Raw genomic sequence first — 15,215 nt, 5'->3', positions numbered from 1 at the left:
ACGGGTTTCAGCGTGTGGGCTCCTTGTGGGAGCTTTGCGAATGTAGTTGCAATTGCAACTACATGGCTGAATCTAGCGCGGGATGAGCTACTATTGCAACCTTCTTGAAATTCCCCGGATGGTGTTGCATGTCGTCGAAAGAGCCTGATGTCTGGTTCCGTTTTGTTCGGGCCCACAGGACGGTCATCCGTGAAATCGAACGGCGCCTGGCCGATGCCGGTCTGCCGCCGTATGCCTGGTACGACGCTTTGTGGGGCCTGGAAAGTGGCCCCGATGGCACCCGGCGCATGCACGAATTGGCCGATGTGCTGGCCATCGAACGCTACAACCTGACGCGCCTGGTCGACCGCCTGGAAAAGGACGGCCTGGTGGTGCGTTCGCGCTCCGACGGTGACGGGCGTGCTGCCTTTGTCTCAATTACCGACGCGGGCCGGGTATTGCGTAAAAAGATGTGGAAAATCTACGAAAGCAGCGTGGATGAATTGTTTTTGTCGCAGCTCGACAGCGAGCAACGCCGGGGTTTTGCCGAGGCATTGGAGCGTACCGCGGGGCTGGCGATGGAGGCGGGCGTGCAGACCCGCGGGCGACGTAAGACCTGAAGCAAAGACTCCAGGCGACGCGGATTCCGTGTGGGAGCGGGCTTGCTCGCGAAAGCGGTGTGTCAGCAACAGTAATATCAACAGGCACACCGTCTTCGCGAGCAAGCCCGCTCCCACATTTGATCTGCGATGGATTGCAGATCGTCATTTCAGGTGATATCGATTCAGGGCGGTCTCCACCTGTTCTGCTTCGATCCAGCCGTCATCCGCCAACGCCTTCAATGCCAGCACCGCTACCCAATATCGACTGGGTGCAGACGTTTCCACGGAGCCCGCACCCAACGCCACAAACCGCGCATCCACATGCCCCGCCAATTGATCGACGATCGGCTGCGGATACCCGGTGACCGCGACCACCGGCGCGCCATCCCCAGCCAGGCAATCCCTTAGATGACAACTGCGCTTCGGTTCCAACGGGTGTAGGCGGTTCCAGCGTTGCGCCGCATTCGCTTCGCGGGCCAGCCGTGTATAGCTGGGGCAACTCCACAGTTGCGCCTCGACGTTCCAATCCGTCTCGAGCAACTGCGCGGCGTGCACGACTTCTTCAAACGCTCGACCCGCACCCAGCAACCGCACCCTCAATTCACTCGTGTATGAGCGCCGGACCCGGTACATGCCCCTGAGCGCATGCTCACTATCCTGCGGGCTCAGCCCTGGCCCTTCGTGTTGATCGTGCAGTGCCAGATAGTAGAACCCCGGCTCGCCGTCGACATACAGCGCCTGCAAACCCGCCAGCACAATCGCCCGGGCTTCCTCGCCGGAGGCCGGGTCATAAGGTGTGCAGTGAGGATTGCTGGCCAGCCATAAGGGCAGTGAAGGGGAGGGCTGGGTTGCATTGTCGTTGCACAGGATGCCCCGCTGACGGGTCTCGCCGGACAGCGCGCGCAACTGCGCCGATGACGCGGCCGTGTGCAGGTACAGCATGGGTTTTTCCCCGGTATTGCGCGCGAACCAGGTGGGCCAGCTCACCACTCGGCGTGAGCGCGACTGGCCGCGAATCACCCACGCCTGCCGGCTGGACTCCAGGGTGTTGGCCATGGTCATCACGCTATACAGGGGCGAGCAGCGGGGCTGCTGCGTTGCATTCAGGGCGTCGATGCAGATCAGGGCAGAGCGTTCGGTGCTGGCAGTCATGAGCAGGGTCGCTTGGCAACGGGTGCCCATACCCTAAAGGAATTCGGCTTACGATTGCAATTGCAATGATTGCAGTTGCATCTAAAATTCATCCGGCTAAATCAAGGCAATCCTGCTACGTTTAATCCTGAAGTGCAGGAACGTCATGCCACGGACATTTTTTCGTCATGACGGCACTTTAGGCTGGTTGTGCAGGTCACTAAGCAACCCCTTTTCATAAAACAAGGAGTCAACCATGGACGATTACCAGGAAGAATTGCTCGAGTACCACGCCTTTGAACTGGATCCGCTGGATCCGGCCGATGATGCCACCGAGCTGTAAGACAGACGTCAGGCGGAATGCCGCTGACTGCGGCGAAATTCCCCTGGGGTCTGGCTGTTCCAGCGCTTGAACGCCCGTTGAAAGGCTTCCGCTGAAGCAAAACCGAGCAAATAGGCAATTTCACCGAACGCCAGTTCGGTATCGCGAATGTAGGTCATGGCCAGGTCGCGGCGAGTGTCGTTGAGAATCGCCCGGAACTGAGTCCCTTCTTCCGCCAGCTTGCGCCGCAGGGTCCAGGTCGGCAGTTTCAAGCGTGACGCCACTTCTTCTAGGTCGGGTTCCCGGCCACCATTGAGCATCGGCCCGAGCAAGCGGGTAATGCGCTCGCGCAGGCTGCGGGTGCGCGTCAACTGCTCCAGTTCCCGTTCACACAACTGCACCAGTAATTGCCAGGTACTCGGGCAGTGTTCCGGGTTGCGCAGGGCCAGGGTTTTCTGGCTCAGGCGCAGTTGGTTGTGCTCGGCGCCAAACTGGATCGGGCAGTCCCCCAGCACGCTGTAGCGCTCGCTGTAGTCCGGTGCTTCGAATTCGATTTCGATGCGTTGCGCCTGCACCGGTTGCAGGCTCAGGCTCGACAACTGATGCAGCCACCCGGCGATGATCGAATCCACCACAAAGCGGTTGTAGGCGTTGTAGGGGCTGATGGAATAGAAGCGCAACCAGGCGCCATCCGTGTCCTCGTGAAAGCTCGACTGGCCGCGATAGTTGGAGCCGTACAAGGCTTCGAAGCGCGTCAGGGTACGGGCGGCTTCGCGCACGGTGGGCGCCTGGGCGGCGGTGACCCCGGCGAGCCCGGCCTGGCTCAGGCGGCTGAGCTGGCCCATGCGCAGGCCCAGGCTGGCGTCGCCGGTCAACTGGATGGCCGCAAAGCCCAGGCGCATATAGCGCGGGATCGACAAGCGTGCACCCGCCTCGGCCAGGCGTGCCGGGTCAAGGCCGTATTGCAGCAGCAACGGTTGCGGGTCCAGGCCATGGCTGTGGATCGCATCGGCCAAGGTGTGGACGAAGCCCACCGACAAATCCCCAAGCCGCACCGGCTTCATTGAGTTACAGCCACACGTTCAGCAGGCGCGCGCCACGGGCATTGCCGTCGGCGAACACCTGGCCGTTGCTGCTGAGGAAGCTTTGCCCGGCGCTGCCCATGTCAAAGAACTGCCCGCGCAGGAACACGCTCATGCCGGCGGTGGCCTGGCTGATGGGTTGCTGGCTGATCAGGGTCAGGCGGTGCCAGGCTTCGCCTTCGCTGAGCTCTTCGGGCTTGAGGCTGATCTCGGCTGGCGTCGACACGCTTTTGAAGCCGCGCCACGGCTTGTCCCAGGTCTCGCGGCCAATCACGAAGGCCGGCACCGCCACCAACTGGGCGCCTTGCTCGTTGAGCTTGCGGTAGTTGTCCGGGTACCAGCTGTCGCTGCCGATCAGGATGCCCAGGCGCCCGGCCGGGGTATCGACCACGCTGACGCTGTTTTCATCGCCCGGCTCAATAAAACCGCGCTCGTCAAAAATCGGATACAGCTGGCGTTGCGGCTGGCCCAGCGGCAAGCCATCGCGGTCGAAGACCACACTGGTGTTGTACAGCGCGCCATGGCCGATCTGCAGCTGGCCCTGGCTGACGCTCGGGTTGGGCAGGGCAATGGAGCCGGCCACCAGGGTCACGCCGAATTCCTTGGCCAGGCCACCGAACAGCACTTGATAGTCGCGGGCCATGGCCGGGGCCTTCATACGCAGGTAGGCGTCGTCGATGCGGTCGTCACCCTTGGCGCTGATCAAGGCCCGCAGGAACAGCAGCGGGTTGCTCGCCGACAACCAGTTCATCGCTTCCTTGAGGTTGGTGGCCTGGTACAGCTCGTTCTTTTCGCCGCTGACCATCAGCCAGGTGCCGATATGTTCCGGCAGTACCACGATGGTCTTGTCGTTGATCAGGCCCTGGTCACGGGCGTTTTGCAGGTAGGCCGCCAGCTTGAGGTGCAGGCGTTCCAGGCTCTGGTAGTCGGCGGGGAACAGTTCCGGCTGGATGCCCAGCAGGTTGCCGCGGTCGGCGGGCACGCCTTGGTCGACTGCCAGGTTGATCCGCAGGTCGGACAGGTAATGGCCCACGGGGCGCTCCTGGGTCCAGACCAGATAGGCGGAAACGGCGGCGACCAGGGCCATGATGAGGGTAAAGCCAAGAAGTTTACGCATGGGGCAAATGACAACGGACCGTGTGCTGGGTTTGCATTTTCTCTCAAATTTCTGGGCTGGGTACGAAAAACCGTGGTTTGGCACGAAAATCTCAAAAGCCTTGAGCGCGTGTTTTCACCGCGGGCCGGATCTTTCCAGGGTCGACAGTAACGGGTTGTGACCACAGGTGCACGCGCGCTGGTCAATGCCGTGGGATGTTACTCGTGCGCGCACCAGCTTCTGGCAGATTGTTACTTTGTGCCTCAATACCGTGCGCAAGTTCCTCGCCAAGGTTGATTCGCGCGATGGGTTCGCGGAGGGCTGGCCGCGCAACTCAAGAGTTTCAGCGCCTTACAGGCCTCTCTGTTCAACGACGCGTCGAGTTGGCAACAACCTTGCATATGCTTGTATGTACAAGTAAAGATGTGTGCGTAAGAGTCCATGAACATCCTCTTCGCACCCATCAATGTTCGCGCATTGATCGTTGAGGATTTTTTTGTGACCAAGCCTACCCAATACCGTGACGTTGAAATCCGTGCCGCACGCGGCAACACGCTGACCGCCAAAAGCTGGCTGACTGAAGCGCCGCTGCGCATGTTGATGAACAACCTCGACCCGCAGGTTGCCGAAAATCCGAAAGAACTGGTGGTGTACGGCGGCATCGGCCGTGCGGCACGTAACTGGGAATGCTACGACAAGATCGTCGAAAGCCTGACCAACCTCAACGACGACGAAACCCTGCTGGTGCAATCCGGCAAACCCGTCGGCGTGTTCAAGACCCACAGCAACGCCCCGCGCGTGCTGATCGCCAACTCCAACCTGGTGCCGCACTGGGCGAGCTGGGAGCATTTCAACGAACTGGATGCCAAGGGCCTGGCCATGTACGGCCAGATGACCGCCGGCAGCTGGATCTACATCGGCAGCCAGGGCATCGTGCAGGGCACCTACGAAACCTTCGTCGAAGCCGGTCGCCAGCACTACAACGATGACCTCAAGGGCCGTTGGGTCCTGACTGCCGGCCTCGGCGGCATGGGCGGCGCACAGCCACTGGCCGCGACCCTGGCCGGTGCCTGCTCGCTGAACATCGAATGCCAGCAGGTCAGCATCGACTTCCGCCTGAGCAGCCGCTACGTCGACGAACAAGCCACCGACCTCGACGACGCCCTGGCGCGCATCGACAAATACACCAAGGCCGGCCAGGCGATCTCCATTGCGTTGCTGGGCAACGCCGCTGAAATCCTTCCGGAGCTGGTCAAGCGCGGCGTGCGCCCGGACATGGTCACCGACCAGACCAGCGCCCACGACCCGCTCAACGGCTACCTGCCCGCCGGCTGGACCTGGGACGAATACCGCGCCCGCGCCAAGACCGAACCGGCCGAAGTGATCAAGGCCGCCAAGCAGTCGATGGCCGTGCACGTCAAGGCCATGCTCGAGTTCCAGAAACAAGGCATCCCGACGTTCGACTACGGCAACAACATCCGTCAGATGGCGCAAGAAGTGGGCGTGGAAAACGCCTTCGACTTCCCGGGTTTCGTCCCGGCCTACATCCGTCCGCTGTTCTGCCGTGGCATCGGCCCGTTCCGTTGGGCTGCGCTGTCGGGCGACCCGCAAGACATCTACAAGACCGACGCCAAAGTCAAAGAGCTGATCCCGGACGACGCGCACCTGCACAACTGGCTGGACATGGCCCGCGAGCGCATCAGCTTCCAGGGCCTGCCGGCGCGTATCTGCTGGGTTGGCCTGGGCCAGCGCGCCAAGCTCGGCCTGGCATTCAACGAAATGGTGCGCAGCGGCGAGCTGTCGGCACCCATCGTGATCGGCCGCGACCACCTGGACTCCGGCTCGGTGGCCAGCCCCAACCGTGAAACCGAATCGATGCAGGACGGTTCCGACGCCGTGTCCGACTGGCCACTGCTCAACGCCTTGCTCAACACCGCCAGCGGCGCGACCTGGGTTTCGTTGCACCACGGCGGCGGCGTCGGCATGGGCTTCTCCCAGCACTCGGGCATGGTGATTGTCTGTGACGGTACCGACGAAGCCGCCGAGCGTATCGCTCGCGTGCTGCACAACGACCCGGCGACCGGCGTGATGCGTCATGCGGATGCGGGCTACCAGATCGCGATTGATTGCGCCAAGGAGCAGGGTTTGAACCTGCCGATGGTCAAGTAAACCAGGCAGGCAGTTGCACCCTTTGCTTCATGGACGTCGGGCAGGTTGAGACGGATTTCAAGGTTCCGGTGCTTTATGTGTTTTCGGTAGGAGTGACTTGATGAGTCTCATGCAGATGCTCAGTTTTGGCGACACGGGTTGGGGGATGGCCTTGCTCAAGGCCGCCCTCATGACCGTGTTGTTGACCCTTGCGGCGCTGGTGGTCGGTGCGCTGGTCGGCAGCCTGGTGGCCATGGCCAAGCTTTCCAAAAAGCGTGCCTTGCGATACCTGGGGGATGCCTATTCCATCCTGTTCCGGGGGATTCCGGAGCTGTTGGTGATCTACCTGTTCTATTTCGGCGGTGCCAGTGTGGTGACGGCCGTCAATCACTGGTTTGGCGGTGAAGGCTATGTCGATGTCCCGCCGTTCATGGTGGGGGCCATCGCCGTCGGATTGATCTCGGCGTCGTATCAGGCTGAGGTCTATCGCGGTGCCTTTATCGCGGTGGCCAAGGGTGAGCTTGAGGCAGCACTGGCGATCGGCATGAACCGCGCAACGCGGATTCGCCGGGTGCTGATCCCGCAGATCTGGCGGTACGCGCTGCCGGGCCTGGGCAACGTCTGGCAAATGAGCCTGAAAGACTCCGCGCTGATTTCGGTGATTGGCCTGGTGGAACTGATGCGCGCCAGCCAGGTGGCGGCGGGTTCCACGCGCCAGTACTTCACGTTCTACATCGTCGGCGGCGTGTGCTACCTGATTCTGACCGGGCTTTCGGGCCGTCTTTTCAATATTGCCGAAGCGCGCGTACAACGTACGCAGCGGCGCAATCCTGCACAGTCGTGAGAAGGGACCGTTTGCCATGATCGATTTCGCCTTTCTTGCCGACACCATGCTCAAGTTGCTGGGTGCCTTGCCCATCACCCTGGCCTTGTTTTTTTCGTCCCTGACCCTGGGGTTGCTGCTGTCGCTGGGCGTGGTGTCCATGCGCGTCAGCCGCTGGCCATTCCTCAGCTACCCGGCGCGTTTCTACATCATGCTGTTTCGCGGCACGCCGCTGATGATCCAGATGTTCCTGATCTATTACGGCCTGGGGCAGTTCCCGGCGATTCGCGACAGCTTCCTGTGGGTGGTGTTGAGGTCGCCTTATGGCTGCGCCGTGGTCTCCCTGGCGCTGTGCACCGCCGGTTACACCGCTGAAATCATTCGCGGTGGCCTGCTGAGCGTGCCTCAAGGGCAGATCGAAGCGGGGCAGGCGGTAGGCATGGGGCGTTGGACCCTGCTGTGGCGAGTGATCGGCCCGGTCACCTTGCGCCAGGCGCTTCCGGCCTATTCCACCGAGGCAATCTTGCTGGTCAAGTCCACCGCGCTGGCCAGCCTGGTCACCGTGTGGGACGTCACCGGCGTGGCGCAACAAATCATCCAGCGTACCTACCGCACCATGGAAGTGTTCATTTGTGCGGCGTTGATCTATCTGATCCTGAATTTCCTGGTGGTGCGTGTGGTGGCCTGGATTGAACATCGTCTGTCGCCCCACCTGCGTGAGCGGCCGAAAGACGTGCCGGTCAAGCAAACCCCCGAACCTATTTCTCATTCCTGATTGCAGCGGAGCTTGTCATGAGTACTCAGATTCAGAGCGCCCTTACGGTTAACAACATTCACAAGGCTTTCGGTTCGGCACAGGTTCTCAAGGGGATCTCGTTGGAGGCTCACAAAGGTGACGTGATTTCCATCCTCGGTGCCAGCGGTTCGGGCAAGAGCACTTTCCTGCGTTGTATCAACCTGCTGGAAACCCCGGACGAGGGCAGTATTGTGCTCGACGGCGAAACCATCGAGCTCAAGCGCCAGCGCAACGGTCGGTTGTTGCCTGGCAGCACGCGGCAGGTGGAGACCATGCGCAGCAAGCTGGGCATGGTGTTCCAGAGTTTTAACCTGTGGTCGCATATGACGGTTTTGCAAAATGTCATCGAGGGGCCGATGCGGGTGCTCAAGCGTTCGAAGGCCGAGTGTGTGGAGGAAGCTGAGCAACTGCTGCACAAGGTGGGGCTTTATGATCGCCGTGATTATTACCCGGCGCATTTGTCGGGTGGGCAGCAGCAGCGGGTGGCGATTGCCCGGGCGTTGGCGATGAACCCGCAAGTAATGTTGTTTGATGAGCCGACGTCGGCGCTGGACCCGGAGTTGGTGGGGGAGGTGTTGCGGGTGATGCGGTCGCTGGCCGAGGAAGGGCGGACCATGTTGGTGGTGACCCATGAGATGGGGTTTGCGCGGCATGTGTCCAATCGGGTGGTGTTTATGGCCAATGGGTTGATTGATGCCCAGGGCACCCCGGCGGAGTTGTTTGAGGGGTTGCCGACGGAGCGGTTTCGGCAGTTTGTATCGAGTCATACGCAGCGTAGTGCGGAGTAGTGGTTGGGTGTTGGTTGGGTTTGGGTATATATCCGTTGCTGCGGTAACGGCCGCTTATGGTTTCGCTCTTACAGCGAGTCACTTTGCAAAAGCGTGTACGGACCGGACACATGGTGGACACATGTGCGGGGACATGGTTGACACATTATGAACCGTAATCAGGCTGTTTCACGTCGATCGTTCGCAAAAAATGATGGCAGAAATAGACGTCAAATAGCCCGTCACTCTCAGTGTTGGGACGTAGTGCGATGTGATGTCCGGCCAGGCCTTTGGCGATCCTGAAATAGCGCTTCTGAAACTTAAATCGGCTGTGATAAACCTTGGCCTTTAAATCGTCCGGCCCGTACTCAAACGCCAAAAGCGTCTCCGGATAAGCCCAGGGGCTTTCTCGGTATCGGTCCATTGGAACCTTGTAATCCAGGGCTTGATGAGGGCGTTGATGGTTATAAACCTCTCGCCATTGATCAAGATTTGTTTGCGCTTCTGCAAGCGTCCGAAAATGGCGGCCGTTGAGCACTTCAGCCTTGAGTGACCGATGAAATCGTTCGATTTTCCCATTGGTTTGAGGGTGGAAAGGCCGACTGAAACTTACTCTGATACCTAGGCGAACGAGCCAGATACTCAGTTCCGTGATCTCCCCCGGATTACGCGGAGAGCCCCATGGGGGCCCGTTATCGACGTTGATACGAGCTGGTAAACCGTAGCGCCGAAAAACCGCGATCAACTGCTCCTGTACCGTGGCTGTGCGCTCGTTGGCACAGGCTTTGATTGCCAAGTTGAAACGAGAATGGTCGTCCAAAACAGTTAGCGGATGGCATCGGCCTTGTTGCGTTGGGAAATGCCCTTTGAAATCCATCTGCCAAAGATCATTGGGCGCGTCGTGTTCAAACCTCAACCTTGCTGCCTGTAACTCTTTTGGGACCGTTTGAACCAAACCATGGCGATGTAAGACATTGGTGACAGTGCTAGGAGCGATACGCTTATCTAACAGATTGCTGATCGTGCGGCCGCCCCAGGCTGGATGCTCCCGCCTAATTGCCAAGACTTCAGTCTCCAGCGCGGGCTCGGTAAGTTTTGGGCTAGTGGCTGGCCTGCGGGATTTCTCCAGCAGACCTTGCTGGCCTTGTTCTTCGTAGCGACCGAGCCACTTGTACGCGGTTTGGGGACTGATACCGAACCGTCGACACAGTTCTCGTTTATTGCTGCCGGGTTGCCGGGCTAAGGCAACGAACTCTTTTTTCAGGCTCATGGCGTCTCTCGTATTCCAGGGCATGATGGTTTTCCGGCGTAGTTAGCTCGCCGAAAAGTGTCAACCATGTCCCCGTACACCCGTCAACCATGTGTCCGGTCCGTACAAAAAGCGGCAAAGTAACCAAAGCGCTCTGCCCCGCCTGTCGGCGCCTCGCTAGGGCTCGGCGTTCCCTCACTCCGGCATTGCTCCGCGGGCCGCCGCGACGGGCCATCCATGGCCCGGCGCGGCTAAACCGGCGTCCTGCCGGTTTACCCGCTGCGCAATACCTGCGTTCGGCCTCGGGCTTATTGGGGCAGTCAGATCAAGATCAAGATCAAAAGCACGGCGGCCTGAGAGCCGACCTGAGTGTTAAAAGCAAAGGCAAGATCCAGAGCGAAAGCAGAGCTGCTTTTCTGTAGGAGCTGGCTTGCCGGCGATGCAGACACCTCGGTGCATCAGACACACCCAGTTGATGCCATCGCCGGCAAGCCAGCTCCTACAGTGGACCGTGCCCGCTTTAGCTTTTGATTTTGCTTCTAAACACTCAAGCCGGCCGGTAGGCCGCTGTGCTGTTGATCTGCTTTTGATCTTGGGCGCCCCGTTAAACCACGCTGGCCGAACGCAGGCTTTGGAGCGTGGGTAACCCGGCAGGACGCCGGGTTAGCCGTCCTGGGCCAGGGATGGCCCATGACGGCGGCCCACGCTCCAAAGCCGGAGTGAGGGCACACCGAGCCTAGGCGAGGTGCCGAGTGGTGGGGCAAGAGCGTTTTGCTTACTTTTGCGCTTTTCAAAAGTGAGCCGCTGTAAGAGCGGAACCAATACAAGCCATCACCCAAATAACGGATATGCCCCCACCCCAACCAGGAACGCCTCAGGACTTAGGCGTCAAATCCACCTTGAACCATTTTTCGCTGAGTTTCTTAACAGTCCCATCAGCAATCGCTTCTTTCAAAGCCGCATCAAACTTGGCCTTCAACTCCGGATCGCTCTTGCGAAAACCCAGGCCCTCGCCATCACCCCAGATAGGGCCTTTGATCTGCGGCCCGGTATACGCCAGCCCCTTGTTCTCAGGTTTGGACATGATCGAATCAAGGAACGTAACGTCATCAAAAATCGCGTCGATACGGCCCGATTGCAGATCAAGAATCGCATCGGCCGACGTGTTGTACTCACGAATCGTTGCCACGTCCTTGAAGTTCTCATCAATGAACTTGGTGTAAATGATGCCTGAAGCGATCCCGATGGTTTTACCCTTCAGCGCCTGACGCAACGGCTCGATCGCATCGTGAATCGCCTTCGGATCAGCACTCAGCGTAATCGCATTCGCCGCCCCGGTTTTACCCGGCAGCAACGCCGCATCCTGCGCGACAAAGTTGGCCGGCGTCTGCGCGTAGGGAATCGAAAAATCCATGACCTGCTTACGGTCGTCAGTGATAACGATCGCATCCATCAACACATCAAACTTCCCTGCGTTGAGACTGGCAATCATGCCATCCCAGTTCTGCACGGTGATCTTGCACTGCAGCTTCATCTTGGCGCACAGGTAGTCCATCAGCTCAGGCTCGAAACCACTGATCTTCCCGCCTGGCAATGTCAGGTTCCAGGGTTCGTACGCGCCCTCGGTCGCGATGTTCACGGACGTCCAGTCCTTTGCCTGCAGTCCGGAAGCACTTGCCATCACTAGGGTCGCTACAGCAACAGAGCCTAACCAATTCGATTTTTTAGCGGTCATTTCTATTTCCTACCAATGTTTTGATGTGGGCTTAGGACTTTTTTCTCGAACGCATACAGGTTTGGGGACTGGCCGATTCGCTCTCCAGTCTGCACATGACTCCACATGTACATACATGTCATTGCAAAATATTTGCCAGCTTTTAAAAATAAATAACCTGTTGATTTTCAAGGAAATTAAACATGGTTAGAAAATGTGCGCGGTTTTTTCGCCCTGTTTTGGGTCGATAGGTAGCGTTTTGCACCCGCCCGTGCGCTGTCAGGTGTCAGGCGTGGGGGCAGGGTTCGCGGCGAGTATTGGCGTGAATCCAAGGTGCTCAAGCAGTCGCGCCATATCGCGGACTGCGATCGACAGGGTCGCGGTATTCACCAGCGGATGGCAGAGAATCCTGTCGCCGTTCCACACCTCTTCGGCGATCACAACCTGGGTGACGCGCTGCACGTCATTGCACAACCCCAGCAATGACACCGCTCCCGGCTCCACGCCCAGGGTTTCCATCAGGCGGCGCGGCGAGGCGAATCTCAGGCCCTTGAGGCCGAGGGTTTGCGAGAGTGCACGCAGGTCCAGGCGCTGCTCGCTCTTGAGCACCACCAGGGTGGGATTCAAGCCTTTGGCATCGCACAGGAAGATGTTCTTGACCGCCTGCCCGCTGATTCCGATGTCCAGTTTGTCGGCTTCTTCGCAGGTGCGCACGGCGCTGTGTTCCACGTATTCATAGGCAATGGAGCAGGTATCGAGCAGGTGTAGAACGTCTTTGGGTTGAAGCATTCGCAAAGTCCCCGGGTATCGCTTTGTCTGCGCCAAAAATGGCAAAGGCCCGCCGTCCGAAAAGGAGGGCAGGCCGTTTGACGGCGTGGTTGTCAGTTCAGGTGATGGGCCACCAGGTCGTTGATTTTCCCGCTGCGCACCTGGTCAATCACACTGGCCATGTCAGCGTAAAACGCGCGGTCGTTATCCGCCACCGGCACTTCACTGCGCACCAGGTCATAGACCGCCTTGGTCGCGGTCGATGCTTTGTTCACATCGTGGAAATCCAGGGCCTGGCACGCGACCAGCACTTCGATGGCCACCACCGACTGGAGTTTTTGCGAGACTTTGTAGGCCTTGATCACCGCGTTGTAGGCCAGGCTGACCGGGTCTTCCTGGTTGCCGCAGGTCGAGACGCTGTCGATCGACGACGGCATCGACAGGGTTTTCATCTCGGCGTACAGCCCGGCGGCGGTGTACTGGACGATCATGTAGCCGCTGTTCAGGCCCGGGTTGCGCACCAGGAAGGCCGGCATTTCGCTGAAGTGCGAGTTGATCATGCGGTCGGTCCGGCGCTCGGAAATTTTCGCCAGGTTGGTCAGCGCCACACACAGTGTGTCGGCTGCAATCCCGATGTAGGTGCCGTCGAAGTTGGCGCCGGAAATCGCGATACCGTCACCGTCGTCCAGCGGGAAAATCACCGGGTTGTCGCCCGAAGAATTGATTTCGCGCTCGATGGTTTCCCGCGCGTAGTTGATGAACTGCCGGGAAGCACCATGCACTTGGGGGATGGCACGCAGGCTGTAGACGTCCTGCAGGCGGTAATCGATGTTGTCTGCGATGAACTGGCTGTCGTGCAGAATAGCCTTGATATTGGCGGCGGTTGCGGCCTGTGCGGGGTGAGCCTTGATCGAGTGGTAGCGCGGGTCGAACGCGCGGATGGTGCCCTTGAGCGCCTCCAGCGACATGGCCGCCGCCACGTCCGCCAGGTCGGCAGCCTGCATCGCGTTGTACAGCGCCAGCGTAGCGATGGCGGTCACCGACGTGGTGCCGTTCAACATCGCCAGGCCTTCCTTGCACTGCAGGTCGGTCGGTTGCAGGCCGACCTGTTGCAGGGCGGTTGCGCCATCCACCAGTGCACCGCCCTTGACGCTGGCGCGGCCTTCGCCGAGCAGCACCAGGGCCAGGTGGCCTTCTACCGCGAGGTAACCCACCGAGCCTTCGCCCGGCGCAAAGGGCACCACGTCGTGGTTGAGCAGGCCGGCGATCAGTTCCAGCAGTTCCAGGCGCACCCCGGAGTAGCCTTTGCCCAGGCTGATCAACACCATCAACTGGATCGCCCGCACCTGTTCACGCACCAGCGGTTCGCCGACGGAAACAGCGTGGGAACGCACGATGTTGACTTGCAGTTCCTTGGCGTTTTCCGGCGAGATCACATGCCGCACGTTGTCGCCAAAACCGGTGGTCACGCCGTACACCAAACGGTTTTCATCGAGGAATCGCTCGATCAACCCACGGGACTTTTTAACCCGGTTCTTGTAACTGTCGGCAAACGAAACAGTGGCCGAATAGCGGGCGATCGCCACGAACTCTTCGATGCTGGGTTCTCTGTCGCCTAACACGACATGGGTAATTTGTTCAGGCAGGGTTTTCATCAGCGACTCCAGCAGGGCGTAACGCAATGGGGTGGGAAGTGGTTTAACTCTACGGGTTGCACTGACTGAAGAAAATATGAGGTTTTCTGTTACTTTTAGTAGAAAATCTAAACTGCTGAAGTCGCGAGATTCCCCCATGAGCCGTTTACCGCCGTTGCGCGCGTTGCAAGTGTTTGAAGTGGTGGGCCACTGCGCCGGTATGTCCCAGGCGGCGATTCGCCTGGGGATCTCGGTGGGCGCTGTCAGCCAGCAAATGAAACTGCTCGAAGATGCCCTGGGCATGAAGCTGACGCTCAAGGACGGCCAGCGCCTGCGCTTGAACAGCGTCGGCGAACGCCTGCACGCCCGCTGCACCGCGGCGTTCGAAGAACTCAGGCTGGCGGTGGCCGAGGCCGAGCGGGCGAAGAATCCCAACAACCTGTATATCAGTTGCCTGCCTTCGCTGATGACCAAATGGCTGTCGCCGCTGATCGACGAGTGGGGGCAGGACGAAACCGACCTGGATATCTACCTCGACAGCACCCTCGATGATGCATCGGGGGAGGAAAGTGCCGACTTTCGCATCGGTTATGGCGAGCACCCCGAGCATGCCGGGCATAGCGTGCCGCTGTTCCGCGATTGTGTGGTGCCCACCTGTTCACCGCAGTTGCTGGAACGGGTTGCGTGCGCGCGGGACTTGCTCGATTACCGCCTGATCGGCATCGACTCGCGGCCCAAATTCGATTCGCCGCCTTCGTGGACCCAATGGTTCAGCGAGCTGGAAGGGCAAACCGGCCAGCCCATCGTGATCCGCCGCAATTATTCATCATCGATTACCGCGATCCAGGCGGCCATCGACCGGCAAGGCATCGTGCTGGCGCAGTTCTCAATGATCGCCGGGGACCTGCGCGCCGGTCGGCTGGTGATTCCCTGGCGGTTCGCCGTGCCGCTGGCGGCGCCGTACTACCTGAGTTGGCACCCCAATACCCTGCACAAACAGCAGTGCCGTGGGTTTCAACGCTGGATGATCGGGCAGGGGCAGAAACAGGAGAAAATTACCGATGCCATGCTTTCTGCTGCGCACTTTGATCATTAAGTTGTCAC

Annotated in this window: 13 protein-coding genes; 6 read left to right on the top strand and 7 right to left on the bottom strand. The window is 59.6% G+C overall.

The genetic code is table 11. The features are described 5' to 3' along the window. Positions 1 to 128 precede the first annotated feature (128 nt). Complete coding sequence (locus tag V6607_RS21525) at positions 129 to 599, top strand: MarR family transcriptional regulator (RefSeq protein ID WP_008431958.1); 471 nt, start codon at positions 129 to 131, stop codon at positions 597 to 599. A gap of 144 nt (positions 600 to 743) precedes the next feature. Here the strand turns inward: V6607_RS21525 and V6607_RS21520 are convergent, their stop codons facing one another. The 3 genes from V6607_RS21520 to V6607_RS21510 all read right to left on the bottom strand — a co-directional run bounded on the left by V6607_RS21520 (position 744) and on the right by V6607_RS21510 (position 4,233). Then, entirely contained in the window at positions 744 to 1,763 is a 1,020-nt protein-coding gene (locus V6607_RS21520; protein WP_134327008.1) for a pyruvate dehydrogenase, read from the bottom strand. Positions 1,764 to 2,063: 300 nt separating this feature from the next. Further along, positions 2,064 to 3,098, bottom strand: coding sequence for an AraC family transcriptional regulator (locus V6607_RS21515; RefSeq protein ID WP_008431962.1), 1,035 nt, complete (start codon positions 3,096 to 3,098; stop codon positions 2,064 to 2,066). A gap of 4 nt (positions 3,099 to 3,102) precedes the next feature. Then, positions 3,103 to 4,233 carry a carbon-nitrogen hydrolase family protein gene (locus V6607_RS21510; protein ID WP_003207875.1) on the bottom strand — a complete coding sequence of 377 codons (1,131 nt, stop codon included), beginning with the start codon at positions 4,231 to 4,233 and terminating at the stop codon, positions 3,103 to 3,105. Between the two features lie 477 nt (positions 4,234 to 4,710). On the opposite strand from V6607_RS21510, the gene hutU reads away from it, so the two are divergent. The 4 genes from hutU (at position 4,711) to V6607_RS21490 (ending at position 8,767) form a co-directional block, all read left to right on the top strand. Further along, positions 4,711 to 6,381, top strand: coding sequence for a urocanate hydratase (gene hutU / locus V6607_RS21505; protein WP_008431964.1), 1,671 nt, complete (start codon positions 4,711 to 4,713; stop codon positions 6,379 to 6,381). A 100-nt stretch (positions 6,382 to 6,481) separates the two neighbouring features. Continuing rightward, entirely contained in the window at positions 6,482 to 7,204 is a 723-nt protein-coding gene (locus tag V6607_RS21500) for an ABC transporter permease subunit (protein ID WP_003220032.1), read from the top strand. Positions 7,205 to 7,220: 16 nt separating this feature from the next. Next, positions 7,221 to 7,958, top strand: coding sequence for an ABC transporter permease subunit (locus V6607_RS21495; RefSeq protein ID WP_003220033.1), 738 nt, complete (start codon positions 7,221 to 7,223; stop codon positions 7,956 to 7,958). A 17-nt stretch (positions 7,959 to 7,975) separates the two neighbouring features. Beyond that, positions 7,976 to 8,767 (top strand): ATP-binding cassette domain-containing protein, encoded by a 792-nt coding sequence (locus V6607_RS21490; protein ID WP_003220035.1) that lies wholly within the window; start codon positions 7,976 to 7,978, stop codon positions 8,765 to 8,767. 145 nt (positions 8,768 to 8,912) lie between these two features. On the opposite strand, the gene V6607_RS21485 is transcribed toward V6607_RS21490, so the two are convergent. The 4 genes from V6607_RS21485 to V6607_RS21470 form a co-directional block, all read right to left on the bottom strand. Beyond that, positions 8,913 to 10,040 (bottom strand): IS481 family transposase, encoded by a 1,128-nt coding sequence (locus V6607_RS21485; RefSeq protein WP_338739149.1) that lies wholly within the window; start codon positions 10,038 to 10,040, stop codon positions 8,913 to 8,915. Between the two features lie 829 nt (positions 10,041 to 10,869). After that, positions 10,870 to 11,730 (bottom strand): transporter substrate-binding domain-containing protein, encoded by an 861-nt coding sequence (locus V6607_RS21480; protein WP_023658982.1) that lies wholly within the window; start codon positions 11,728 to 11,730, stop codon positions 10,870 to 10,872. Positions 11,731 to 11,988: 258 nt separating this feature from the next. After that, positions 11,989 to 12,498 carry a prolyl-tRNA synthetase associated domain-containing protein gene (locus V6607_RS21475; protein ID WP_134327007.1) on the bottom strand — a complete coding sequence of 170 codons (510 nt, stop codon included), beginning with the start codon at positions 12,496 to 12,498 and terminating at the stop codon, positions 11,989 to 11,991. Positions 12,499 to 12,590: 92 nt separating this feature from the next. Next, a complete protein-coding gene (locus V6607_RS21470; protein ID WP_134327006.1) occupies positions 12,591 to 14,132 on the bottom strand; it encodes a histidine ammonia-lyase in 1,542 nt (513 codons plus the stop codon). A 136-nt stretch (positions 14,133 to 14,268) separates the two neighbouring features. On the opposite strand from V6607_RS21470, the gene V6607_RS21465 reads away from it, so the two are divergent. Further along, positions 14,269 to 15,207 (top strand): LysR substrate-binding domain-containing protein, encoded by a 939-nt coding sequence (locus V6607_RS21465; RefSeq protein WP_134327005.1) that lies wholly within the window; start codon positions 14,269 to 14,271, stop codon positions 15,205 to 15,207. The last annotated feature ends 8 nt before the right edge of the window (positions 15,208 to 15,215 follow it).

The sequence above is a fragment of the Pseudomonas sp. KK18 genome (assembly GCF_037094675.1).
Taxonomy (GTDB): Bacteria; Pseudomonadota; Gammaproteobacteria; order Pseudomonadales; family Pseudomonadaceae; genus Aquipseudomonas.
This window is presented reverse-complemented; position numbering and strand designations above follow the sequence as displayed.